General features: G+C 55.1%; 27 protein-coding genes. 2 read left to right on the top strand and 25 right to left on the bottom strand.

Features of this window, described 5'->3' with window-relative positions:
* Window positions 1-304: 304 nt before the first annotated feature.
* The 9 genes from rnc to B9A14_RS07310 form a co-directional block, all read right to left on the bottom strand.
* A complete protein-coding gene (rnc, locus tag B9A14_RS07360) occupies window positions 305-1057 on the bottom strand; it encodes a ribonuclease III (RefSeq protein WP_084665070.1) in 753 nt (250 codons plus the stop codon).
* Between the two features lie 257 nt (window positions 1058-1314).
* Entirely contained in the window at window positions 1315-1602 is a 288-nt protein-coding gene (locus B9A14_RS07355) for a hypothetical protein (RefSeq protein WP_157109829.1), read from the bottom strand.
* A gap of 191 nt (window positions 1603-1793) precedes the next feature.
* Entirely contained in the window at window positions 1794-2117 is a 324-nt protein-coding gene (locus B9A14_RS07350) for a hypothetical protein (RefSeq protein ID WP_157109828.1), read from the bottom strand.
* A gap of 432 nt (window positions 2118-2549) precedes the next feature.
* Window positions 2550-2825 carry a hypothetical protein gene (locus B9A14_RS07345; RefSeq protein WP_084665067.1) on the bottom strand — a complete coding sequence of 92 codons (276 nt, stop codon included), beginning with the start codon at window positions 2823-2825 and terminating at the stop codon, window positions 2550-2552.
* A 42-nt stretch (window positions 2826-2867) separates the two neighbouring features.
* Entirely contained in the window at window positions 2868-3089 is a 222-nt protein-coding gene (locus B9A14_RS07340; protein ID WP_157109827.1) for a hypothetical protein, read from the bottom strand.
* 629 nt (window positions 3090-3718) lie between these two features.
* Complete coding sequence (locus B9A14_RS07330) at window positions 3719-4504, bottom strand: recombinase family protein (protein ID WP_084665064.1); 786 nt, start codon at window positions 4502-4504, stop codon at window positions 3719-3721.
* 391 nt (window positions 4505-4895) lie between these two features.
* A complete protein-coding gene (locus B9A14_RS07320; RefSeq protein ID WP_084665062.1) occupies window positions 4896-5273 on the bottom strand; it encodes a hypothetical protein in 378 nt (125 codons plus the stop codon).
* Between the two features lie 15 nt (window positions 5274-5288).
* The gene (locus tag B9A14_RS07315) at window positions 5289-5681 is read right to left on the bottom strand and encodes a single-stranded DNA-binding protein (RefSeq protein ID WP_084665061.1); all 393 of its coding nucleotides are present in this window, start codon (window positions 5679-5681) and stop codon (window positions 5289-5291) included.
* Window positions 5674-7356: a DEAD/DEAH box helicase gene (locus tag B9A14_RS07310; RefSeq protein WP_084665060.1), complete on the bottom strand. Its 1683-nt coding sequence runs from the start codon at window positions 7354-7356 to the stop codon at window positions 5674-5676. Before B9A14_RS07310 ends, B9A14_RS07315 begins: the two co-directional genes overlap by 8 nt.
* A gap of 192 nt (window positions 7357-7548) precedes the next feature.
* Here B9A14_RS07310 and B9A14_RS07300 point away from each other — a divergent pair, with 192 nt between their 5' ends.
* Complete coding sequence (locus B9A14_RS07300) at window positions 7549-8667, top strand: NUDIX hydrolase (protein ID WP_084665058.1); 1119 nt, start codon at window positions 7549-7551, stop codon at window positions 8665-8667.
* Window positions 8668-8679: 12 nt separating this feature from the next.
* Here B9A14_RS07300 and B9A14_RS07295 read toward each other — a convergent pair whose 3' ends face one another.
* On the bottom strand, window positions 8680-10011 hold the full coding sequence (locus tag B9A14_RS07295) for a DnaB-like helicase C-terminal domain-containing protein (protein WP_084665057.1): 1332 nt from the start codon (window positions 10009-10011) through the stop codon (window positions 8680-8682).
* An 85-nt stretch (window positions 10012-10096) separates the two neighbouring features.
* Window positions 10097-10282 (bottom strand): hypothetical protein, encoded by a 186-nt coding sequence (locus tag B9A14_RS07290; RefSeq protein ID WP_084665056.1) that lies wholly within the window; start codon window positions 10280-10282, stop codon window positions 10097-10099.
* A 124-nt stretch (window positions 10283-10406) separates the two neighbouring features.
* On the opposite strand from B9A14_RS07290, the gene B9A14_RS07285 reads away from it, so the two are divergent.
* A complete protein-coding gene (locus tag B9A14_RS07285) occupies window positions 10407-10811 on the top strand; it encodes a hypothetical protein (RefSeq protein ID WP_084665055.1) in 405 nt (134 codons plus the stop codon).
* Between the two features lie 223 nt (window positions 10812-11034).
* Here the strand turns inward: B9A14_RS07285 and B9A14_RS07280 are convergent, their stop codons facing one another.
* From B9A14_RS07280 to B9A14_RS07210, 14 genes are all read right to left on the bottom strand, one after another.
* Window positions 11035-11790 (bottom strand): prohibitin family protein, encoded by a 756-nt coding sequence (locus B9A14_RS07280; RefSeq protein ID WP_197686582.1) that lies wholly within the window; start codon window positions 11788-11790, stop codon window positions 11035-11037.
* A 124-nt stretch (window positions 11791-11914) separates the two neighbouring features.
* On the bottom strand, window positions 11915-12430 hold the full coding sequence (locus B9A14_RS07275; RefSeq protein ID WP_157109824.1) for a hypothetical protein: 516 nt from the start codon (window positions 12428-12430) through the stop codon (window positions 11915-11917).
* Between the two features lie 13 nt (window positions 12431-12443).
* Window positions 12444-14099: a DNA methyltransferase gene (locus tag B9A14_RS07270; RefSeq protein ID WP_172839074.1), complete on the bottom strand. Its 1656-nt coding sequence runs from the start codon at window positions 14097-14099 to the stop codon at window positions 12444-12446.
* Window positions 14100-14247: 148 nt separating this feature from the next.
* Window positions 14248-14772: a Holliday junction resolvase RecU gene (locus B9A14_RS07265; protein ID WP_084665052.1), complete on the bottom strand. Its 525-nt coding sequence runs from the start codon at window positions 14770-14772 to the stop codon at window positions 14248-14250.
* Window positions 14723-15400, bottom strand: coding sequence for a metallophosphoesterase family protein (locus B9A14_RS07260; protein ID WP_231968006.1), 678 nt, complete (start codon window positions 15398-15400; stop codon window positions 14723-14725). Before B9A14_RS07260 ends, B9A14_RS07265 begins: the two co-directional genes overlap by 50 nt.
* 182 nt (window positions 15401-15582) lie before the next feature.
* Window positions 15583-16041, bottom strand: a complete 459-nt coding sequence (locus B9A14_RS07255) for a hypothetical protein (protein WP_231967963.1) — start codon at window positions 16039-16041, stop codon at window positions 15583-15585.
* 29 nt (window positions 16042-16070) lie between these two features.
* Window positions 16071-16421 carry a hypothetical protein gene (locus tag B9A14_RS07250; protein WP_084665049.1) on the bottom strand — a complete coding sequence of 117 codons (351 nt, stop codon included), beginning with the start codon at window positions 16419-16421 and terminating at the stop codon, window positions 16071-16073.
* A 121-nt stretch (window positions 16422-16542) separates the two neighbouring features.
* On the bottom strand, window positions 16543-16818 hold the full coding sequence (locus B9A14_RS07245) for a hypothetical protein (protein WP_084665048.1): 276 nt from the start codon (window positions 16816-16818) through the stop codon (window positions 16543-16545).
* Window positions 16819-16837: 19 nt separating this feature from the next.
* Complete coding sequence (locus tag B9A14_RS07240; protein WP_157109822.1) at window positions 16838-17662, bottom strand: hypothetical protein; 825 nt, start codon at window positions 17660-17662, stop codon at window positions 16838-16840.
* A gap of 311 nt (window positions 17663-17973) precedes the next feature.
* Entirely contained in the window at window positions 17974-18249 is a 276-nt protein-coding gene (locus B9A14_RS07235; RefSeq protein WP_084665046.1) for an HU family DNA-binding protein, read from the bottom strand.
* Between the two features lie 284 nt (window positions 18250-18533).
* The gene (locus B9A14_RS07230) at window positions 18534-20789 is read right to left on the bottom strand and encodes a stalk domain-containing protein (protein WP_084665045.1); all 2256 of its coding nucleotides are present in this window, start codon (window positions 20787-20789) and stop codon (window positions 18534-18536) included.
* Between the two features lie 369 nt (window positions 20790-21158).
* Window positions 21159-21356 carry a hypothetical protein gene (locus tag B9A14_RS07225; protein ID WP_084665044.1) on the bottom strand — a complete coding sequence of 66 codons (198 nt, stop codon included), beginning with the start codon at window positions 21354-21356 and terminating at the stop codon, window positions 21159-21161.
* A gap of 158 nt (window positions 21357-21514) precedes the next feature.
* Window positions 21515-22828, bottom strand: a complete 1314-nt coding sequence (locus B9A14_RS07220; protein ID WP_084665043.1) for an RNA-guided endonuclease InsQ/TnpB family protein — start codon at window positions 22826-22828, stop codon at window positions 21515-21517.
* A 1125-nt stretch (window positions 22829-23953) separates the two neighbouring features.
* The gene (locus B9A14_RS07210) at window positions 23954-24877 is read right to left on the bottom strand and encodes a hypothetical protein (RefSeq protein WP_084665041.1); all 924 of its coding nucleotides are present in this window, start codon (window positions 24875-24877) and stop codon (window positions 23954-23956) included.
* Between the last annotated feature and the right edge of the window lie 15 nt (window positions 24878-24892).

Genomic DNA, 24892 nt, shown 5'->3' with positions numbered 1-24892 from the left:
ACAACAGGACTACCGCCCGAACTTATAAAGCAGCCGCGAAAAAACCCGCCCTTCCAGAAATAAAGAGGAAGTTACGCCAAATTTCAGCTGTTTCTACCTCCAGCCCAGTTCGCCAGTCTTGATGAAGTTGTACGTCGTATTCCCGTAAAAGTGACTCCGCAGTTTAGTCGTCAACCACTCCCCTCGTATTTGGTTCGGGAGAAAAATTCACTAATAGCGACGCGGATAATACGCTATTTCCTGCTACCTACCTCACCAAAATAATCATGCCATTAACAAATTAATCAAATCAAACGTCCGAACCTTACACTAACCGGAGGTCCCCGCACTCCACCCTTTCCAGGGCCACCCGCGCCGCCTCCTGCTCCGCCTCCTTTTTGCTCCTCCCTTCGCCCGTAGCCAGGAGTTTGCCCCGGTAAAACACTCCGACCCTGAAGCACTTGTCGTGGTCCGGCCCCCACTCGCCCAGGACCCGGTAGCTCACATTTTCCCGCTTCTTTCCCTGAACCAGTTCCTGCAGCCTGGTCTTTGCGTCTATCAAAGTCAGGCTCTTCTTTTCTTTAAGGCCTGTCCCGAGGACGCCTTCCGCCAGCCGCCACACCGCCGGCAGCCCTCCAGCCAAATAGAGGGCGCCCGCAACGGCCTCCAGGGCGTCCGCCAGGTTCGACCGGCGGTAACGCCCCCCGGCGCGCTCCTCACCGCGGCCAAGCAGCAGGAACTCGCCCAGGCCGAGCTTCCCGGCCGCCTCCGCCAGGCTCGCCTCGCACACCAGGGCCGCCCTCATCTGCGTGAGCTCTCCTTCAGAGGCATCGGGAAATTCCCTGTAAAGTTGTTCTGCTACTACAAGATTGAGGACCGCGTCCCCCAGGAACTCCAGCCGCTGGTTGTGCTCGGATAGCCCGTTTTCAAAGGCGTACGTGGGATGCGTCAACGCTAGGTCCAGCAGAAGCAGTACGTTCGGGACCGGCTCAATCTGGACCCGGACCGCCAGAGCTTTTAGCGCCTCTGTTCTGTTTGGGCTCACTTCTTCTACCACCCCCCTAAAAACCAGCAGCATATGACCTCCTTCATACCGGACGCTGAAAGAAAAAGGGACCCATGCTTCCGCATGGGCCCCGCTGTCTCTAGCTTTCGACACATCAGTGCTTAACAGCACTGCCAAGTATGAACTCGTTTAAAAAACCAGCAGAAAGACGTCTGGGAGCGCCATTCTGCAAAAATCAAGACCGCCTTTCGCCCCTTCCTGAAGGAAGGAGGCTTCCCGGGGAGTCCCAGTTAAAAGTCAGACCTTCAGCGGCGAGCTTTTCTGCAGGATCAACGGTGAACGAGAGTAATAATTATACCGCCCAGCCCGACAGCCAGAGTAACAATCACACCCATGGTAGCCCAAAATAAGTTGCCCAGCTTGCGATCAAGCTTCCCTTCTAACCGCCTTATCTCAGAGGAAAATTTATCATCCATCCGCTTTATCTCAGCGGAAAACTTTTCATCCAACCTATCCATACGTTGCAACAAGAAAAAGAACTCCTGGGAAATCAACCCACGCGATGTCTCATTAGTACTTGCGGTCTCTCTCTGCACTTCCTGAACCACAGTGCTCAACTCCTCCCGCCTCTATTCTAACAACAACCGCCTACCTTATCAATCACTGTTCTCCAACCTAAAGGAGAAGCACCCGTGCACACGGCTTCTTACCGCATGCCCCTACTTAACCAGAGAGTAGTTGACCTATTGAAAAACCAAAAGAAAAGGACCTGGCAGTGCGAGTCTGGAACACACCGCCAGGCCCCTACCTAGAGCACGCTCTGCAGCTGCCAGACAGCCCGGTCCAGTAACCACCGCAGCTCGGCAACAGCACCTCCGCTGTGGTACATTTCCGGACTGCCCAGGAGCCTGCCCGCCAAGTCCGCCGCCCACGTGAGAACTTCTATCCCGTGGCCGCCGGCCAGGACCAGGAACCCTGCGCAGAAGGCCAGGCTGTCGGCTACTAGGCCGGCGTACTGACCGCACACCGGGGCCAACGCTGCCTTCAACACCAGCTGGCCCAAGCCGAACACAAAGCAAAGAACGGACAGCCCCAGCACTGCCTTCTCTATAAGGGAAATTCCTTCAACCATTTCGTATACACCGGCGAAGGGGTCCACTACCGCTCACCCCCTTCCGCCGGCGCGTGCCCATCCACTCTCCGCACCGCAGCCCATAAGCCAAACCGCAGGGCCGCAGCAGCCAGGGCACACATCATTAGTTGTACGAACATACCTGCGGCACGGGCTCCCCTCTGGCCCGTGCCTCCCTCCTTTCCCTTGTGGGAATTTAGGGAGACGGGCCGAGGGGATTGGCCCGCATCTAAAACCGGGCTTGCGCCCCCAGCTTTTGGACCGTGGCGTACGCCGGATAAATGCGCTTACGCCACACTGTATTATCCGACTGTTCTTACCCGGCGGGTCGTGCCCCCGGGCGCAACACCTTACCGCGCTTCCCGGTCACGCCGGAAAAACACCAAAACTGTTTCCCCTTAACTAAAATACTAGCACACAGCACTCAAAAGCTCAATCCCAACCGTGCATCGAAAATGCCACCACCCAGGCTGCAGCCAGCGCCAACACTGCGCTGGCGAATAATACAAAGAGCCATGCCAGCCAGGTAAGCCATGCGATTCGCGATGGCCTGATGTCCTTAAGCCAGTGAACCGTGGCAAGCATACCACCGCCGAGGACGGCGGCATACCAGGCAAAAAACTTTCCCGGCCCCGCAAGCAGGTACGCCGGTCCCGCCGCGAGCCCCAAAACCACGGCCAAGACGAGTTCGCGCTTTTCGGGCGTCATACCGGTACCACCAGCCTTTTTCTGAAGTCAACTAAATGCTGGTTAAGCCGAACAGCGCTCGGAATATTCTTGTATAGCCCTTTCCACCGCCTCCACTTCAGCCGCACTCTCCGTGAACGCCCAGCAGCCTCCGGCTTCCCATACGCTGACGGGGTCAGTGATCACCGGGCATTCCGGGCGGTTGCGCCGCCGGGCGCACGGCTCACACAGCTCGTGCATGGCCCCCTTCCTTACCACACGGGTCAAAACCAGTTGAGCCCCCACTGGTATCCTTATAAAACAGCCACGAGAAAACCCGCCCCTGAAAGGGGCGGAATGAAAGCAGCGTCCAAACTTGCCCCCCACCTTCCGTTTCCGCAAAACAGCAGTTTCTGACATAATTGCCTGAAGGCAACTATACCGGAAGGAAAGCAGGTGCCGCCTTGGTCTGGAGCAGCAAGTCCCACCCCCACAGGCTCCTGCCCACCAAACAGTTCCCCCTAGGCCTGGAAATGCTTACATTTTTCCAGCCAGTAATGCTCGCCGCAAATAAAATCTGGAACTTCTGCGTATAGCACAGCCGGGAAACCCATAAAACCAAGGAGCGCTGGCCTTCCGAAACGGAACTTAAAACAAAGTTCAGGGCTTTTGCCGCGTGGAAAGAGCTCCACTCACAGTCCGCACAGGCCACAGTCGAGGAGTACTTCGAAGCCGTCTCCTCCTACCGAAAGCACAGCGACAACAGCCATCGAGAAACGAACCCCCTGGGTTCAAACCGAAAAACCGCCTCTTTCGGGTTTTCATCACTAACGACCAAGATATCTAGAACTTCGCCCTCGGCTGCCCACTTTTAGCCTTAATATTTTTGGCTCTCCCCCATCTACATTGATAAGCCATTGCCAAGCCATATTAACTTACTCCTCTCGAATTTGGTCTAAACACCAGCTACATAACGATTCATATGGTTCTTCGATTTCCGCGCCGCATCTCGGACATATACCGTATACGACTTTTATACCGTATATACAACCGACGTGGCCTTTCATACACCAATAAGGTTGTCCTTTACAACGAGGAGTACCGTAAAAAATACATTCAGGGCACCATGATACACCCATAACAAAACCTATGCCCTCACTATGCACCCGCACATGGCAATCCCTGCACAAAACTACAACATCATCAACGCATTCGCACCCCAAAGTCTCGTAGTGGAGATGATGAACTTCAAGTCCTTTTTTTTCTCCACAAAGAACACATTGATAACCGTAATGCTCAATTACAGCTTTCCTAAACTCTTGCCACTTTTCGCTCTTGAGATACTCCTCATACTCTTCCTGAGACGCTACTCGATCCCCCGGCAAACTTGGATTTTCTTTGTAGCAGCTTACAAACTCGAGGCGGGCATATTTCTCAACTTCCGAAGCGAAAGCCAGCTGGTCCGCAAGGTTCCCCACCCGCCTGTCTTCGGCCAAACAAATCACCAGCTGGAATTTTCCTTCTCTCACTTCGTGCAGTAGTTGTTGCTGTAAAGGCGTCAACGGATCAGCTTCGCTGTGCCCCTCATCCGCGAAGACCACAGCCTCGCTAGCCCCCAGCTCTTTCGCTTTCTGCGTGCCTCTCTCTATCTGGTCTTCGAGAGGAAACCCTTTTTCTGCTTGTTTTTCAGTAGAAACCCTGACGTAAACTGCCGCTCTCAAGGATACTCACCCCTTGGTAAAAACTTCCTTATCACTCCCTGTAAACCTATGAGCATCACCTCTTATTGTTCCAGCTGTCCCGCAGAAATTTAATTTTTTAAGCACTTAAAATCAAGCGAAAGCCGGAAGAAGAAACTGACACCACCTTCCCCTTGACCTTGAGCTGCGCCCCCTCGACGATGTCCGCCCGTGAGACGCAGAACACGTACCCGTTAGGGCTGCGGACCGCTATGAACCTCGGGCATACTTGCACCACTTCGCCGCATTCCCCGTAGCACTGTTTCGCGCCCTTGTCCTGGAGCTTCTTGGGCCAGGTCACCCGCACCCAGTCCCCTGCCTTCACGCCCAACTCCTCGATCCTGCGACCCTCCCTTCCACGACCAGTTCACCCCTACACAGCGATGAACAACTGGGGCAGTTCCAATAGTTTTTGGTATTGCTCAGGCCACCTGTGCATCTCTCCCCGGTACACGACGGCATGCCGGAGTTCGTCCCCTTTCTGCCACACGACGTGTACGTGGTTCTCTGTCCCCGGGGCACCAAAGCGCACGCGCGTACCAGCCATATTGCAGCCCCAGTGGTAGTTGACGCGGCCCCACGGGATGCCGGCGAGTTCCCCGGTATTGGGGTCTACGAGGGGCTCCATGGGCAGCTGGCGGAACACTGACAGCGTCATCTCTTTCCCACCAATGCGGATAACATGTACGGCAACCGAAACGGTATCTATCCTTGCTTCGTCAACCTTAATACTCGGTGCGAGTTTTCTCATGGTACTCCGACCCCCTCAGAACGGCAAGTCATCTTCGTCGAACGGCACTTCAGTACCCAGCTCATCCAGGTTGAACGGTTCCTTGGCCTCCGGCGGCCTGTCCAGGAAGCGCACGTCCTCGGCCACGACTTCCAGTTCCCGGCGCCTCTGCCCGTCTTTCCCCTGGAAGTCCCGGGAGTGGAGCTTGCCGTCCACGGCAACCAGCCGCCCCTTCTTGAGGTGCGCCGCGCACGTCTCCGCCAGCTTCCGCCACAGGACTACCGGGATAAAATCAGTCCCTTTCTTCCCCTCGGCGTCCGGCTTCCGGTCCACCGCGAGCACGAAAAAAGCCCTGGCGACGCCGCTTCCGGTGTACTGCAGCTCCGGGTCGGTCGCCAGGCGGCCTATCAAAAAAGTCCTGTTAAGCACGCATACCCGCTCCTTTCTGCCTGGCTTCTTTCCGCAGCTGCTTTGCTGCGAAGAACTTTTCAAGAGCATCTGAGGCGTCGCCCCTGGTCATGCCGGGGACGTACAGCCCCAGCTTCAGCAGCAGCTCCACCTGCCTGTCAGTGGGTGGCAGCTTCCTCCAGGGGGCCTCACGCGATGCAAAGTTCTGCGCCTTCCACCCCAGCTTCTCCCGGAGGTACTCCTCCGCCAGGCCCTGGGCGTACCCGATGTCGAGGGGCCTCGAGTTCAAGACCTTTGCCCCGCCCTCCGCGCGGTGCTCCACGTTGTACAGCCCGCCGCCCAGGGGCACCAGGTAAATATACTCCCCTGGCCCCACGGGGAGCCGCATTATGTCCCCGGCCACCACCCAGCGGAACGCCGACCGGGCGAATACGTCGACTTCTTCCACAGTTACCTCCAGCGGCAGCGTCCCGCCGAGCTCGGGCGGCAGTGCTACTTCCACACCTGCCCGGCCGGAAACTTCCGCCTCCTCCCTGGCAGCACGCTTCTTCCTGATGGCGTCCAGCAGGCCGTCCCGCGCGCTCTCGACGCCGAACAGCGTCGGCAGCGTCAGTGCGTCGTTCCTCGCACAGTTATCGCAGACGTCTATCACCAGGCAGTCCTCTTTGCCCGGGTAGAGCCTCAGCCCCCTCCCCAGCATCTGCATGTACAGCACCCTGGACCTGGTGGGCCGCGCCATTATGATGCAGTCGGTCGCCGGGATATCTACTCCCTCGGTCAGCACGCCGCAGTTCGTGACCACCCGGACTTTGCCCGCCGCGAACCTCCGTAGCACTTCCACGCGCTCGGAGTACGGCATCTCGCCCCATACCGGCTCGGCCTCCACCCCACAGTCGCGGAAGGCCGCCGCCAGATCCTTGGCGTGCTGCACGTCCGCAGTGAACGCTATTGCCCTCCTTCCGGCAGCGTGCTCCAGGTAAGCCTTCACCACCATTTCATTTCTGGTGGGCGTGTTGAGGATAAACCCGAGTTCCTTTTCGCCAAAGTCTCCGCCCCTTATGGTGACTTCGCTGATATCGACCTGAGACCGGACTGCCAGTGCCTTTACGTCTACCAGGTAGCCGGCCCTTATAAGCGCTATTACACTTCGCTGGAAGGTTATTTTCTCGAAGACCCTGCCGAGCCCTATCCCGTCCCCGCGGAAGCCCGTGGCCGTGACGCCCAGCAGCAGCTTCCCCGGGTCGCCGCCCATAAAGCCGAGGCGGTCGAACACCCGGAGGTAGGTGGGCGCTACAGCGTGGTGGGCTTCGTCTACCACCAGGAAGCCGAAGCGCTCCGGGCTGAAACGGGAAAGCCGTTCCTCACGGGAAAGAGTCTGCACCGATGCGATCACCACGTCCCTGCCCTGGTGGTCGTCTTCCTGTGCCTTCACTATGCCCACGCTGGCTTCGGGCCAGACCATGCCGAACTTATCCGCCGCCTGCCGCACCAGCTCGTCCCTGTGGGCCAGGACCAGCGTCGGGTACCCCAGGAGCTTTGCGATGTAAGCGAAGACTACCGTTTTACCGCCACCAGTGGGTATCACGACCAGCTGCCGCGTCACTCCGTTCCGGTATTCGCTCACCACAGCGTTCACGGCTTCCTGCTGGTAGTCGCGGAGCCTGAGCAAAAGCTTATCCCCCTTCCTCCGTATCAAACGGTCCAGTACCGTGCCGTGTTAACCTTAAAAACACCGCACCGCTGAATAAACCGAAGCCATAAAATAAGCAGTGTGCTACAATAGGACTAACAGGCGTATTTTCTATAGTTAACGCTAAAGCTACAATGAAAATAACAGATGCAATCCAGGCAACTACGATTTTCGTTTTTACTGAGCGGGGTGACTTCATTGCTGAAGAACCTCCCGGGCTATTTTGCCTTTTATCCCGCTGGAATGGCGACTTCGTTCCTTGCTGCCTGCATTGGAAATTGGCACAAAAAACGCAACTGGCGCTGCCTCGAAAATTTTTTGCCACATACTCAAAAACAGCCAGCGCAGCATGCCTACGAACCCGGATACCTCAAGGTCGGCAAAACAACCGTACCGTGGGTGGTTTGCTCGTACGGGCCCTATAAACGGGAAAACATCGAGATTTTTTACAACCCCTGCGAAGTGAAAAAACCGCCAGAAATACAGCAGCTGTACCGGCAACTGGTCAAAGAGATTAACCGTAGGGAAGCCAAAGGGGAACCTGTCCCCTTCAATGGTTTAGGGTACCAGCTGGAAAAATTCTTTGTCGGCTACCGCAAGGGAGAACACGAAGAGCCGATATTAAAGCTCCACTTTCGCCCTACTGATTACTTCACTATGCTCGTCACAGACAACCGGCTTGATGAACCAATAATCATCAACAATACCAAAACAACACTGCGCGAGAAATACGCATCTTGCATAAATCTAGCATACAGTCCTGTACCCGAGTTCGCCACACATTTCGGGGTGGGGCTCATGGTCGTAACCTATGATAAAAAAATAATTTTCTCCGAGCGTGGTCCTACCGCAGTAGATTCCTTTGTTTTCTTCCCTTCGGTGGCTGAGGGTTCAAGCAGGCCTACAGATGCCCTCCACAACGGAGGGCCCGACCCCTACCGTACTGCTGTGAGGGGTATAGCAGAAGAACTGGGCATAGAAGTGCGCCCGGAACAGATTAAATTTCTGTCTTTTGGCGCCAACGCTGTGCTTTGCGAATATGCGCTCTGCGGCGTGGTGTACGTAGATCACACCTCGAGGGACATCCTCGAAATACGCTCCCTGGGAATACCGAAGGACAGGTGGGAGAACCAGCGGCTACACTTCGTTAACTTCTCCCCCAAGGCTGTTGCCGAATTCATGTTCCTGCACAAGCCCTGGTCCCCATTTGCCGTGGTCTGCGCCGTACACGCACTCTATGACGCCTTTGGACCCGCACCTTTGACCGATGCTTTTAAGAACGCAAAAATTGTGCTAAGCCAGAAGCTCCCAGAATGAGGCTTTCCCCCGTCAGTTTTCGCCCGCAGAATCCCCGAAAAGGCTGACGGCGGGAAGCCTGTTCCAGTCCTCCTCCGTAAAAGGCGCTTCAGCCCTCAGCACCTCTTCTTCCTTGGCCTTGCGCTGTTTCCCCTTCTTTTTCTTGCCCTTCTGCTTCTCGCACGCGCCGGCCATCTCCGGCAGCCCCTTCGCCCTCAGGGTCTCCGGGTCTATGTCAACAGGTATCTTTACGTTGCTCCTGGCGTGCCTGGCCTTCTCCACGTACAGCATGTGGCTGGCGGGGCTCCCTTCCGGGGCCTCCTCCAGGTACACCGCCGCGTCCGCCTCCCGGAGCATGCCCGTGCTGCCCGCGAGCTGCCTCCGGTCGTTTAGCTGCGCCAGAAGGATCACCAGTATGTTCAGCTCCTGGGCCAGGCTCTTCAGCACCCGGGTCGCCAGTATTAACGCCTGCCAGCTTTCCAGGTCCCTGGCCCTGTCCTCCAGACGCTGGATGTAGTCCACCACCAGGATTTTCAACCCCCGCCACAGCTTCGCTTCCCTCGCCAAGGCCGCCACTTCGTTGATGTCCGCCCAGGGGAGGGCGTCCGTTATCGACAGCGCCGCCTCTCCGGAAAACCTTTCCACCGACCGCTCCAGGGCCTCTTTCTCGCCAGGCGACATTGCCCCGGTCCGTATCTTCGTTACCGGTACGCCCGACATCAGGGAGAACAACCGGAAGGCCAGCTCGTGCCAGCCCATCTCCGTGTTCACGTACAGCGTGGGGATGGACCGCTCTATGCCGCACGAGTACGCTATATTGAGCGCAAGTGCCGTCTTACCTTTACCGGTCTGCCCGGCAATTATCAGGAGATGACCCGGTTCGGGCAGGACCGCACCCGAAAGGCCCCTCACACCCAGCTCTATTACCGGGTTGGACAGGCCCCTGCGGCATGCCTCTTCAAGGCCCTTCTTCATCCACTCGGCAGGGGGCATTGCAGCCCCTGAAGGGGGCAGACCTATCTTCGCGGCCGCACGGCAGAACTGCTCCAGGAACTGCTCCGGCCTCTTCACGGCACCGTTGGACAGGGCCCTCAGCGCCGTCCTGCTTATGGCCTCCACCTTCCGGAGTTCCGCTAGGGCTTTCAGCCTGGATACCGCTGATGGTATATCCACTGGAGGAGTAGTTCTGGCCGCCAGTTTTTCGGCAAGCGCCGTGTCTCCTTTTCCCAGGCCTTCCCACGCACGCCGGTGCTGTATCTCCGAAAAATCGCTGGGGAGTATCCGCGAGAGCAAAAAGCCGCGGGCTGATTTATCCTGCACCGCGGCTGCCAGTATTTCGAGTTCAAGCGTAATATCGGATGGCATTGTTCTCACCTTTTTTAAAAAAAGAAAAAGGCCTATTCGGAACTTTTTACAAGAGTTGATCGTAAACTGACGCAAAATAATTTCCTTATCTGGGAAGATGACCAGTAAAATATGCTGCTAATATTAACGCTAACAAAAAAATATCAGCTAAAATCTCTAGCATTAAAGTCCCCCTTCCAAAATATAGGAGGTCGGAAAAACTGAAACTCTTAAAGCTACGATCTTCACCATTAGTTTCAATCTCCTCTACATTTCTGACGTTCTTTTTCATTTTCTATCAATTCCTCCTTTGGCGATTAAAGATAATACCTGTTTCCTGGCTTATAGTTCTTGGGGCCAATCTCATATGCGCATTTCCATCCATTTACTTTCACGAATTATGCCACGAGGTCATTTTGAAAAGAAAAGGATATGTATACAAGAAAACATTACTTGCCTTCCTCCCTAATGTAAAACCCTTTGAACCCGTTTTGCTTAAAGATTACAGAGAAGCACTTGGGGCTCCATTTAAACTTACTCTCGCAATTACTGTATTAGCCACTCTAATAATTATAGGTCTTGGCCCCTCACTCTCCCCTATTCTTACTATTTTTGCTACAATGCGCCTTATAATCCAATTTTATGCATGCATAACAGATCTTTATTGGATTTTTAAAACATGTTCTCTACCTGAAAACTTATGGGTAGCAGAATACAAAAATGATGTTTACATCTATTCCCGCAAAGAAGAAGCATTAGAGATGCTAAGAAAACTAGAACTATCAAATCAGCCCCCCTTATCTTACCCCACAAGGGAGTAGGTTTTCGGGGCGGACCTCTGTGACTTCCTCCCTGCCCCTTCAGGGGTAGGGAGGAAGTCACCTTCGCTGCTGCATAACTAGAAAACCAGTTGGGGTATCCGCCTATCGTGCTGATTACTCAATTTGCTTTCACGTGCCCGACTTTCACCCCTAAAGGGGTAATATTTCCTTCGGAGCTAATGAAACTAGCTCAGCGAAACAGGAGCCCAATGAGCCTTGCGAGCTACTTTTGCCCTGTAAAAGGCAGCTGGACAAAGGGCACACCGCCACCTGTTACGCTGGGCAGGTGGCCGTCCCATTTTTCTACAGCCATCTTCTGGACCTCGATCTCGCGTAGGCGCAGGAGTTCGGGGGTTACCTGTTCTCGCTGTATCTTTAATGCTTCGGCTTCCGCGCGGGCCTGGGTTAGCTTCTGTTCCGCCTCAGTCTTGGTCCGCTCAAGGTCGTACTTGGCCTTTAGTGCCCTCTGCTCTGCCGCCAGCTTCTCCTCTACGGCCTCGTTAAACTTTTGACTGAAATCAAAATCGACGATGTTGAAGGCGTCGACCACGATGCCGTAGGGCGCTAGCTTATCTGCGAGCACGTTGTGGATCTTCGAGCTGACTTCCTGGCGCCGCGTGATCAGTTCCTCAGCCGTATGCTGTGCGGTCACCGCTTTAACACACTCCTGAACCGCCGGGGCCACTAGCGTCTGGGCATAGCCGGTGCCGACCTGGGCATACAGTCTGGCTGCTTGCTCAGGTGCCGCGTGGTAGTTGACGGCTATCTTCGCCTTGACGGTCTGCAGGTCTTTGCTCGCTGCTGATGCTTCCGTCTCGCTCTTCTGAATCCGTACGTCCATTAGAACGACCTTCTGCACCAGCGGCAGTTTTAAATGCAATCCCTCACTGAGTGAACTCCTGACCGCCCCGAAGTGAAGGAGGACGCCGACGTGCCCCGCCGGGACCACCACAAAGAACATGGAAAGAACCAACAGCACCAGTAAGACACCAATTACCGTCGCTATACCCCGCCGCAACCAGTTCCGCGGAAAACTTTCCGAAGCTCTTGCCACATTTCCCCCTCCCTAAAACACGAAGAAGCTGTCTATATGGTTTTTTCCGTTATTTTGAGGACCCACCAGAACCATATCCATGCTTAAAACCTGGCCGGCTTTCTGAAGAAGCCGCTACTGCTCCCAAGGCCACTAACATTGGCCTGGGAATACAAAGAAAACTGCTGGAACCATTTTTGTTGTGCTTCCTGTACTTTTCAGCGCGTTCTACCATTTCAGCTATCTCGAGCAGCCTGGTCGCATACAACAGGTCCCAGCGCAAGAAGTCTGTTTCTTCCGAATTAGCCACAGCATAAAGCATGTACTGGGCATTGAGCCCGATTACTTCGAGTTTCCGCCCAGTAGCCAGAGAAGTATACCGCAAAGTGATATCGTTATAGGCAGCATAATCCGCTTTGCGGAACCTCTCTGATACCGTTACCTTACGCCCACTTCTGAGCGTGAGTACAACGTCGGTCCCCCGAAGGTCCGGATCAGTGGGACCCCCGCGATCCAGATCCATCCTTTCCATGCTGATCGCGCCCAGAACCGGAACGTAGATTTTGCTGAAGGCGACTTCTGACATCTTCCTTGAAAACTCATGCCGCCGGCGGTTGTAAACGTACAATTTCTTCTACCTTCTCCTGGGCGACGCGATACAGCCGCTCACGCCCTTTTTCGTAGTACTCTCCATCAATCTCAAACCCCACAAAAACACGGCCCAGCTCCAGTGCTGCGACGCAGGTAGAAGCCACCCCCGCAAAAGGATCCAGGACCAAGTCGCCTTCAGCAGTGGTACATTCTATTAGCTGCTTTAAAAGTTCCACGGGTTTTTCTGCCGGGTGCAGTTCCCTCTTCGCACGGGGAACATAAAATACATCGGGTTTTCTGGGGGATACCTCCGGACTGCCCTTTACAGCGTGGATTATACGTTCATGCCTGGGGGCAAACGCACCCCTTACATCCCCTGCTGAGTGCTCTTCCTTTACCCAGACGAGAGAGCCCTTGACCGTAAGACCCGCATTTTCTAAAATTTCTCGCACTTTAGGCTCTCCGCGCCAGGAACAAAAAACCAAGACATGGGCGTCTTTCTGCAGTTTGGGAAGCGAAGCCTTTATTACTTCCTCCAGCAGGGCAAAAGCCTCTTCTTGCCGGTCGTTCCTGATTACTTCGGGCGCCTGCGAAGCCCACCGCCTGTTGGACCGGTATTCCATCCCGTAGGGTGGATCAGTTAGCAGAAGCCTTACAGATTCTTCAGGAAGCTCGCCAACAAGCGAGCGAGCATCGCCCTGCTTAAACCCGCTTACTATCTCTGTTACCTTTTCCGCCTTTGCTTTCTCTAAAGCTGCTTTTGCTGATTTCTCTTCCAAGTACTTCCGGTACTGCTCCAGGTTATCAGCAACCATGCGTTTGATCACCAGTTCTGCTTCCCTTACCGCCGCCATTGAACGGGCTCTTCTTTTAGCCAATTCCCGAACAAACTCTTCTCGCGGCTTGTACAGGTAAGGCCTCGGAGGGTCGACGGAAAAATCGTAAAGAGTTAGCTCTTCTTCCAGCGAACCGTACACTTTTTCTGCATAATTAATCCATTCCTTCCATGCAGCCACATCAGCTTCCAAAGCCCGCACAGACTTTTCCCCATTCTTTTTCTTGTCGTAAACCACTTTTTCAGCCAATTCTAGCCGCGCCATCTCTGTTGTTAACCATAACGTAAATTCTACCGGTAGAATTACGCCCCATATCCGCCTCAGATGAGCCTCAGTTAAATCTCCTGATAGAACTAGCTTTTTGACCTTATCTGGCAGCTTATGCCAGGCAATCCGTTCGCTTACAAGAGATTCCGCTACACCTTTTGCTGCCGCAATCTTTTTTTGGGACCACCCCTCTTCTTCATGCAGCCTGGCGTACTCTGCCCACACGTCAGTAATCGGTACTGGGCGGTGGTATTCGTCGTTTTCATTATCCAGGTCGGACAACCGTGATATTTCCTCATCCGTGTAACCGTAATGTACCAGCACCGGCATCGTATCCAACCCGGCCACTTTCGCTGCCTCCAAACGAGTCCCTCCAGCAAAAACTTCGTAGTGGTTCCCAACTGGGACTGCCCACACTGCCCGCGTGCGCTCATAACCTATCCGCCTAATTCTCTCGGCCAGCATCTGTATATCCGCAGCCTCTCGTGTTTTTCGGGTATTAAACCTGCTGTGCCGCAGAAGCGCAACCGGCAAATCCACTAACTCACATTTCTTTTCCACAGCAATCCCTCCCTGTTGACCGCCAGAATTGGGGGCTCCACCAAAACGTAAAAGGCCCGGGAACTTTTGCCCGGACCCCTTCCACATACACCGTAAGAAAAGCCATATTGCTTGGTACAAGCCTTAAAACCATCGGCTTTTTCCTATTTTAAGCATTGCTGGGACCGAAATCACCGGCCTTGCACTCCACCAGCAACTTCACTAAGTTAAGGCTATTAAATGCAGGCACACCATTTTCCCCACTAAGCGACAGCATTTTCCCTTTTTCCACCGAAAGCGAACGGCTGCCGGAAGCAATCTCCGCCTCAACTGTCCCGAACGGGTAAACCGCAAGCAGACCCGGCTCCCAGAACGCCACCAGGAGGAACGACCTGCCGCCCGCTTCTTCAAAACTTTTCATGGCCTGGACTTCCTTCTCCGGTAGTCGGCTCCCGTTCAGCGGGAACCTCTCCCCTTTCGCTACCTCCTTGCACTCAAGTGCCACCGGAACGCCGTGCACAGCGCCCACAAAGTCCACGGGCGCACCCCTCGCCGGGAAGGCCCCCCTCTTCCCGCCCTTCAGGGGAACCCACACGTTCACCTGGCGGAAGAGCTGCACGCCGGGTAGCCCAGCAAACGCCCGCTCAATCAGCTCTTCCAGTGGCCGGCCCCGGTTGGCTTGCCCAGTCCGCACGGCTTAACCCCCCTTTATGCTGAAACACCCGCTCTAGGCCGCAAGAATACTCAAACATCTCCACTCCATATACCACACGCACCAGCGTCTTCCCCATCCTTTTTCCTGCAGAAAGGTGAAGGTGTCCGCAAAGGACTACTGCGGGCTGCATCCTGTAGATGTACTCCGCCAGTGCAGCGGAGCCTTCGTGGGCCCCGTGCCACGGCGCTTCCTCACTCGGTGTGTCGCACCATGGGAGCCCTGCAGGCGGACAGTGAGAAATGAAAATGTCTACTGGTGGCATTTTTCTCAGGATTTCTCTGTACTCGGCATCCCAGAAAAGAAAGTCGTCTCCGGGCTTGTAACGAAGGGAGCCCCCCAGCCCTCCTATTCTGACTCCCCCGAACTCCACTGCCCTGCCATGCAGGTTCTCCACTGGCGTGCCGCAAAAAGGGTCCACGGAATAGTCGTGGTTCCCGGGCACACCGAAAACCGGGATGTCCGGGAACATTCCCACGAGCCTCCCGGCTGACCACTCCAGGTCCCCTAAAAGCAGTAGCGCGTCCGGAGTGGCGCCGAACCCAGGCGCCCCCGGCGCGAAGCCGTGAAGGTCCGATGCGCAGAGAAAAAGCAAGGACTTCCCCTCCACCGGAATAAAAGTTTTCACGCAAAAAAAGACCCCGCAGGCGATATCCTGCCGGGTCTTCACCGGGCTGCTGGCCGGAAATGGCTATCCATTTATTTCCATACTTTTGGGCTAGCTAAAAATACCCCTTTTCGAGACAATCTAATTCAGGCTGCAGAATGGCCTTTAGCCTCATTTTGATCCGATCACGCCATCGTGCAACAAACTATACCCGAACGTTGCAACTCCTTTAACGCCTTGAGGTCGTCCTTTTTGCCGAGCTTCACGGTGAAGCCCGCCAGCCCGGTCTTCCGGTTCAGCTCGTCGGCAAACGCCGCGATCTCCTCGGGGCTCCCTTTTACACCCAGGTACGTCAGCGTCCCCGCCTCTACCACCCTGCACTCCAAGTTTTTAGCCGCTGCCATCGCGCTCACCATCAGCTCAACGACCGCACGGAATGCCCTCAAGTACGCGTCATCCCCGGAAGACGATACCAATACGTACAGCTCGCACATCAGCCTCCACCTTCTCTCGCCATTGGCTTTACAAAACGCGAAGTCTAAGAAACGATTAACACCAAAACCAATATAGCACAGCCGGGCAGCCCATCCAACACCTAAAATCCGTCCCGGCAGTTCTATAAAGACTTTAAACGTTCCCGCCACCCCATCTTTTTCCGTTTTTGTCTTTTCCTTTATTTAGACAAGAGAGCCACCCCGCCAGCTATCATCATGAACGCCAGTACCGCCCGGGCGGCCTGCGGAAGGCCCACGTGATGACCTCCCAACAGCAGGCACGACAAGATAAATACCACAATTTGGTACAAGAAAATCTGGCACGCCACCACCAGCGGCAGATACCACCCGGCCCGGGTAGCCGAAACATAACCGTACCCGAGCAAGATATTAGACGCCAGCATAAACGGTAAAATCAAAACGTTGTACTTGGCCAGAGGCCAGAACTCCGGTGCAACAAATCTGACCTGCAGGACCAAGGCTACGGCAAGAATAACCGTACCTACCAGCAGAGCAGCAGCAGGCAACACCCGACCGCACCCCCCATAAAACGTACTACAAAAGCATGGCCGCACACCCAACCGGGGTACCCCACAGTTTCCGCGAAATCATCCAGTACTGTTTTTACCTTTTATTTTATTCCCCAGACGCTTATTCCCCAGACGCACTGAACCCGCTCAGCAGTTCCTCCTCGACCCAGGCAATCACTGCGTCCCAGACTTTTCTCTGCAAGCGGTTCATGAGCGGAGCGCCCAGACGTCTTTCCAGCTTTCCTTCTACCAGCTCTATGCTTCCTACAGCTATGCTGCCCGGTATCGCCGGACATTCCCTGGAAAAAAGCACGTCCACGCATGGCCTGCCGTCCCACCAGCGGTCCACATCCAGCAGCAGCCACGCACGGGGATAACGCCCTTCTCCTTCGGACATGCGCGCTTTCCCTCCCTACCTAACTTACCTCAACATATACTGCGGTCGCGTCATCATACGTGGCAAACCGCGGGTATGCCAGGCATTCCTGGTCCGCCACCTCCAAAGAACGGAGCACGGCAACCAGTTCCCTGAGCGTATAAGCTGCCAGCTTGCGCATCACAGCCTCCCATGTGGCAAAACCGAACGTGTCCACCAGCCGCGCAAAACCGTCCGTTGCCAACAGCACTTTAATACCACGTACGTTTTTGATTACTCCTGTTTTGGCACGGCAGCAGGCCTTCGGATCTGCATTAAAAATCCAGTACCCCTCAGGCCTGTTCATTAACCTCCGGTGCTCCCGCAAAAGCCGTGTAATGGCTGTTCTCGCCTGAAGGGAGGTCATTCCTTTCTCTCGCTGCAGGCGGGTCTTTTCCTCGACTGCCCTCTCATCTAGCGGCCTGAGCTTCTTGTCTTCGAGAACAAAAATCTTATTGCCGTTGCCGCTGCCGATTACTACCGTAGCATCCCCCAGAACCAGATATTCTACCGCCCCATCCAGAAGCCGTACCACGGCTATGGCACAGCTCGGCTGCTCCCACGGCTCCCGGTTGCCGCAATATTTGGGCAGCATTTCTCGCGCTACTTCGGCCAGGATCTCTGACAACGGCTTCTCCGAAAAAGTTCTGGCCCTGAGACCGCTGTCCACATCAGATATAAACCTGTTCAGTTCACCTTCCTCATCGCCACAAAGTGGTGTAGCCCCGTCGATAACCCAGAACAAATCCCCAGAAATACCGAACGCATCGTGGTTTTCAGGGCCGCCGGGAACTGATACCGCTTCCAACCGCACTACTCTCGCCAACCTCATCCTCCCCCTCGTAATGGCCCCTCTCCACCTCTGAAGACACAGGGCTTCTGCTCTCTCAAAGGAAGGTTTACGCTGATACAGAGATTGTCCCCTAATATCCATGCAGAGGACTTCCTTCCCAGGAGCTGCAGCTCGGGCCGATCCGGTCCTGCCACCTGATTAAAGTTCAGGCTAGTTTACCGCATTCGCCGTCTTCATTCCAGCTTTGAAAAGGCAGAGCCTTCCGGCGGCGGTTCCTATAAGTTCTGAAATGAAAATAAAACGGGGTGCGGTTTTCGCACCCCCCCGTTTACCTGTTTTGAGGATTATTTCACTACTGCGGCCTTCAGAAGCTTTCCAACGCGGAACGTCACAACCTTAGCTGGCGGGATTGTGATTTCCTTCCCCGTGCGCAGGTCGCGCCCCTTACGTGCTGCGCGCTCCCTTACTACAAAGGCACCGAAGCCCGGCAGACGCACATCCTCCCCGCGGGCTACTGCCTCCCGGACGGCTTCCAGCACCGCATCAAGAGCGCGCCCCGCGTCCTTCTGGCTCATTCCTGCCTTTTCGGCCACAGCTTTGACCAGCTCGGCCTTCGTCATATGCGCCTGTTCACCTCCTGACTCGATTGTACCTCAAGCACTGGCCTTCGAAAAGCCTGGTCGCCGTTCCACCGCAGCTGGCGTCCGGATACGACCCAGTGGCCCGCGCATTATGACTTTGGAAAAGTCGTTTTCCGGATGTGGTCCAGTTTGCAAAGTCCTGTCTTACTTAACGCCATTAGTTTCCCCTACCGCAAAACAAAGTCATTTTTTGACCCCTTTGCAATGTTTGATCCCAATCCTCCCGGCCAGCTCCGTCAAAATGTTAACGGCTCCCGGACCCCTCACCAAATCTCACAGATGGCGGGCCTGGCAGTTTCGGGGACGCTCAGCTCCCCGATCCTCCACCCCGGCTCAGTGGTTTCGATGAAGTAGTAGTTCGTATTTCCCCGGAAGTAGCCTCGCAGGTTCATTGTCAGCCTATCGCTCGGTATCTGATCCACGGAGAAGGCCACACCTACTGCGGCATGGGCGATAGGAAGGGGATAGACCAGAATGGCCACCCGGTACCCGAGCTTCCTTAAGATGGCTGCCAGAAGCACGGACTTATTGATGCAGTCCCCGCCGTGGGCAATGACCTGGGGCGGGTACTCCGTGTTGGTCGGAAAGATGATTTTGTAGGGTATGGATTGGACAAAAGCAGCGATAAATTCGGCCTTGCGGAAAACGTCGTAGCCCTGGGCTTCTGCCGCACGGTTTAAACGATCGGCCACACAGCCTATGTACTCCGAGCTTGTCCTATCCTGTACCAGCATATTATTCAGGATCTCCTGGGCCATGGTTATGGGAGAGCCCGTTGCGATCAGGCTGGCAAACCACATGGCAGGGTTTGAAGCTGCAAACACGTACCAGAGGGGCCATTTGATCATTTTCTGGCCCTGCTCGTATTTCACGAGCACTTGAGGCACCTCGATGGTCCAGCTGAACTGCTTTCCTTCGTAGTACCAGGTGTACGTATTACGGATTGTCTCCAGGCCCCCAGGGTATTGAAGGGGAGGAAGGACCACCACCTTGGAGGCCGAGGATTGCCCGTAGGAAACATTGTTCGTTGTCCAGGATATCTGTACTGTTTCGCTCGGAGGGCCTTCTTCTCCCGCCTGGTTCACCGCCGTCACATAAATTTTGGTGAGGGTGGTGCTAACCGGGAAGGCAGCGTAAGAATAAGAATAACTGTTCCCAGAACATAAGGCTAGCTCATGCGGTGGAGTCCACGTGCCGTTTTGATCAAGGTAATCAGAAGTATAGATCTTGTAGCCGGCCGCGTCGTTTACCGGGTTCCAGGAGATGGTCACCCAAAAGCCGGACATACCAGAGCTGCTCATCGGGCTAAGGTTCACGTGCAATCCAGTAGGGGCCTCAGGCTTGGGGGCCTGATTATTGGACGGCTGACTAGCCGCCTGGTTGACGTTCCCTACAACATTCCAGTCAGGAAGCGTCACCTGCAATGTTTGGCTGGGAGGGCTTTCCTCACCCTCCTGGTTAACCGCCGTCACGTAAAATGCTTCGGTGACGTTGTTTTTAACCATGAGGGGATAACGGATGGTAAAAGTGGGATTGGTAGGATATCCGCAGATAACCCATTTGCTGCTCTCTGTAGTGCTTACCAGTGTATACACCCGGTACCCGGTAGCCCCATTTACTGGATCCCAGGAGATGGTTACACTGGCCCCTATAATGCGCTGAGAGGTGGCGCTTATCTCTGGAGTGATGCTCACCAGATGCAGCCCGGTCGGTGCTTCAAGCCTGTTCCCAACTGACGCACCAGCAGAGACGGATATGGTATTGCTCGGCGGGCTCTCCCCTGCTGAATTTACCGCGGTGACGTAGAACTCCCAGGAGGTACCCGCAAAAGTGCTGGTGTAGCTGTTAGTATTGGTCTCTATGAAGGCGGGCCCCTGGGGTGTCCAAGAATGGGTCTCATAAACCCTGTACCCGCTCGCATTGTTTACAGGGTCCCAGCCCAGGGTTATTACATAGTGGTTAGGTACCCCTGCCGGGCTAATGCTTACCAGGTGCAGCCCGGTCGGAGCCTGAGGTTTTTGCTGCTGATTATCGGATACCGGAGTGGCCGGCTGGTCGTCCAGCCTAATGACCACCTGCTGCCGTTCTGGGTTCCACTCTATCCGGGCATCAAAGACCTGGGCCATCCACCGGAAGGGGACCATGGTCCGGCCACCGATAACTTCCGGGGCCACGTCCATGGCCGTAGCAGTACCGTTAACTGTCATAACGTTGCTGCCGATGGTGAGCTGGATAACCTTATTACCCTTGATGAGGGTGACTTTACCGCCATCATACAGAATATTCTTCGGGGTGACGCCCAGGGCCTGGGCAGCATACCTCAGGGGAATAAAGGTCCGGCCATCCTTAGTGTATGGGGTAACGTCCATAAGGAACTGCTGACCGTTGACCGTGTAAACATTGCTCCCTATCGTAAATATTGCTGTCTGCTCCGCCGCCCTTGAAGGTAGAGGCAATAAAAACAAAATTCCGACCAAAGTGACTAAAGACAGGAGAAAGGCAAGTATCCTGGGTTTCATGTACCTCTCCCCCTATGCTCAGTTCCTCCAGCAACCACTTCTTGGCAGCTCTATAAGTAATGAGTTTCTCCTCCCGCACATAGTCTACTCACCTGATTGCGATAGCTTCTTTACGTTCTACAGGGACCGCCAAAACCACCTCCACCCGACATGCCTCTTCTGAAGCCTGCTCCTCTCGTTTCAGACTCAACGCGGCGAGGTTTTTAACCGTGGCAGAACCGCAGTTCCATCAATGGCATCCAGATACCGCAGGCCGCGACTTCTTTACTACCCCTGAATGCGCAAGGAGAAAGCACACTTAGAGACAAAAGTCAGCAAAAGAGCTAACTGTTAAGCAACCCCACCGAACATCCGTCAAAAACAGTTTTCTTATCCTACTTTTGTTTGCTTTTCGCGCTTGTATCTTTTGATTTCTGCGGCTACGCTTTTAGAAAAACGATGAGCGAACATCGTTCCCAGGTTTCTTATCTCATCCTCCGGGACGTCCAGTTCGTCGAGCAACCGACGGAAAAGGCGGTAGTTCCCCTTCTCTAACTTGGGAGGAATTTGCTTGGCGTAACGGGTCAAGTGACTTCCTCCCTACCCCTGAAGGGGCAGGGCTTCCTGGCGGCAGGTGCACGCACCTGCCGGGTTACACCGGTGCGAGCGGGCCGTGTGCGCCGTTGCCGGCGGCCCTCCCGGAGGGGACCGTCACTCCGTCCCGACTACGCCAGGTGCCCGGCTTTTTAGGCCGCAGCCCTCGGCGATACCTGTACGAACCTGTTAAGCCTTCTGTCCCACCGCCACACCCTCGGCGGTTTCAGGGCGAAGGGCAGCTGCCTGCCAATGCAGTCTCCCAGCAGCACTCTTTTGAGAAAGCTGGTGCTGCCGTTGAGGTCGGCCTGCATGGTCGTTTTGCAGCTGCCGCAGACCCAGAGGCCCCGTTTCCTGCGCCAGGCGGGGTTGCGAGCGCCGCAAACGCCACAGGTGACCGAAGTGCCCTTTTCCGTCCGGGCATCCAAATGTACGCGCCGCATTATGCTCTTATACTTATGCCCGGCCTGCATCCTGTGGTAGGGCATCTGGTTTATTTTCTGGCTGGCCTCCTTGTTCTTCATGCCGGTCCGGGAGGACCGCCGCAGGTCCTTCAGGTCTCCCGCCACGGCCCGGGCGACCCCTTCAGCCGCGTCCAGCTCCGCCAGGTGCTTCGTCAGGGCATGCTCCATTTGCTTGATGCGGCGGTCGAGCTTCCTGAGTGCACGGAGCTTAGCGGCCAGGAGCTTCTTCCAGCGCCGTGAACCTTCCCTGCAGCGGCTCATCTTCGCCTGGAACTCTGCCGTTATTTTGTTCCGGTACTGCATCAGGGCGAGGAGCTCGCGGCAGACGAAGAGGTCCTGGGTGCCATTGGAGACCGTGCGGGCCACCAGCGCTGAGTTGTAGTCGTAGGCCGATACCAGCCCCTCGGTGCGGACGGGTATCACTCCCAGGTCGAAGGTCACGTGGAGCACGAGGTTTTCCACCCTGCGGCGGCGGACGACCGCCTTTACTTTGGCCTCGACGGGAGCGCCTTTAACTCTGGTCCCGTCCGGCAGGGTGATTACGTCCCAGTTTTCGGGCACTGGGAGGATGATGGGCTCCCTGGTGCGGGAGAGCTTGAGTATTAAGGTGTTGTTTTCGACGGCGAAGCCCTGCCGCTTCCAGGTCACAGTCCTGAGGCAGTTTTTCGGTTTGAACCCCGGGGGGTTCATTTCCCCGTGGCCGTTGTTCCTGTGCTTGCGGTAGGAGGAGACGGCTTCGAAGTACTCTTCGACTGTGGCCTGGGCGGACTGTGAGTGGAGCTCTTTCCACGCGGCAAAAGCCCTGAACTTCGCTTTAAGTTCCGTTTCGGAGGGCCAGCGGCCTTCAGTTTTATAGGTCTCCCTGCTGTGCCAGACGCAGGAATTCCAGATCTTATTTGCTGCGAGCATAACGGGCTGGAAGAGCGCGAGCATTTCCAGGCCCAGCGGGAACTGCTTGGTGAGCAGGAGCCTGTGGGGGTGGGACTTGCTGCTCCACGCCAAGGCGGCACCTCCTTTCCTTCCAGTGTAGTTGCCTTTAGACAATTATACCAGAAACTGCTGTCTTGACGGAACGGAAGGCAGGGATGAGTTTGGGTGCCGCTTTCATCCCGCCCCCTAAAGGGGGCGGGTCTTCCCGCGGCAACTTTATAAGCAGACTCTATCTTTCCCCATGTTTCTTCCGCACGTCGCTTCTTTTCTTCGTATTCGCGACGTCTTCGCTCTGCTTCCTCCAGCTCTTCTTTTCGCCACTGCTTGGCAAGCCCGCGGCCCATCTCGACAGCCTGCCGAAGACTCATCTCCGCCACCCACGGCCAGATCTTATACTCCAGGTCGCACCACAGAAAATCGTCAATGATACCCGAAAAAATAATTTCGTTCACAATTTCTCCGCTTTCGCTGTTGGTGTCGAGCAAGTCATAGCCAGTATTCAGACAAGCGATTAAGGCCGAAAAATACTCAGAATCTTCCGTGCGCAGCCTTTCTACAGCTTCACAACAACAATCCCTAATGGCGTCTTCTATCCATTCGCGGTAATCGTCGCTGTAAGTATTGTAGGCCATACCCATACCGCTTTGATAAGTGGGCCAGCTGCTTCCGTTGTATTCCCGTAGAAAATCTTCTACCTTTGAGTGCTCGTCCACGTCGAACCCACCTGTTGCCGCCAATCGTCCGCTATGGTCCCAAGGCGGATCGTAACGGTGGGTAAGACTGTATTCCGTCCCGTAAAGAACCGCATAAGCCACTTTCGCACATAGATCCTCAATAATCTCCGCTCTTCTTTCCTGTACGACCTCTTCAATAATCTTCTCTAATTTCGCAGTGTCAAACCGTTCCACGAAAAATCTCCTTTCTATCTTACTCAGGAAAGATGCCTTGTCGCGACATACACCAATACCACATAGAACCTTTCCACTATATTGAGTGACTTTCTATTATATTGAGTGACTTTCTATATTGAGTGAATTTCCCACCAGGTTTTCTGCAGTAACCCGCCCCCCCTAATCTCCCTAACACCAAAATGCCAAAAAAATGTCAAACACTCAAGACAGGCACAACACCCGAAGCAGCCCGCAAATAGAGCTCTCCCAAAAACCATCCCGCCAGTCCGTCAATCATCCTTACGCATCACACAAACCGGTGGTCGCGTTCATCAACAATAAGCCCGATATACCGGCCGGTCGCCGGGTCGTAACAGTATGCGTCGCGGACCGCCTCCGGCGAAAGCCTTTCGCATTCGAGCACCACTCTTCCTTCACGACACCCGGCATTCCTGACCAGGAAGCCCCGGATTTCCTTTACTGGAACCCGAACCAGCTCAGAACGCTCGTTCCTCACGCACACGGTATCCTGGGTAAACGTCCGCACCGTGACCCCCGCCGCCCGGCTGCCGGCCAGAATTTGCGCCAGCCGGTGCCTTATCTCCTCGTCTGCTGCCTTACCTGCCTCTCCGGCGCATCCCGGGCAGAACCCGCGCTTCGCAAAAATTCCGGAATCAAGAATATCAAAATCAAACACCGTAAGGTCAGAAACAACGGTGCATATCCCGGGGCCTAGCTGGCGCAGAGCATCAACAAGATTTATCCCTTCCCAAGCAATGTCCGGCCCTTCTTCGAGCTCCTTCAACCTCTGAGCGAACGGTATCTGCTCCTCATGGGTAGGCTTCTCGCAGGCGGCCACCCATACAGGAGGGTCATCGAAGCCCCACACAGCATACAGAGGCGGGCACTTTCTCCGCTTATCATCTTTGTCGAAGACGTACCAGTGGCGCAGCAGGATGTCTTCGGCATCCTCTTCCGGCACATCACCCGGCAGCTCCAGTTCCACAACCTTCCACCTGCCGTTTTTCTTCCTTACCGCAACCACGCCGACTTCGACCGTCCGGCCTTCCTCCCAGTAGGACTCCCAATCCACCACAAACCCCTGCTTCTCGCCTTTCACGAAATACGGCACCAGCCGCTTGACTAAGACCTGGGCGCCTAATCTAAATCTCTTTTTCCCACGTTCGCACCCGGGTGACTTCACTTTGTTATTCCTGAAATCTGCGCACAATCCGCTTTCCTCCTC

The sequence above is a fragment of the Thermanaeromonas toyohensis ToBE genome (assembly GCF_900176005.1).
Taxonomy (GTDB): domain Bacteria; phylum Bacillota; class DSM-521; order Neomoorellales; family Neomoorellaceae; genus Thermanaeromonas; species Thermanaeromonas toyohensis.
Note: the sequence above shows the minus strand (reverse complement) of the source record. Positions and strands in the feature narration are given on the sequence as shown.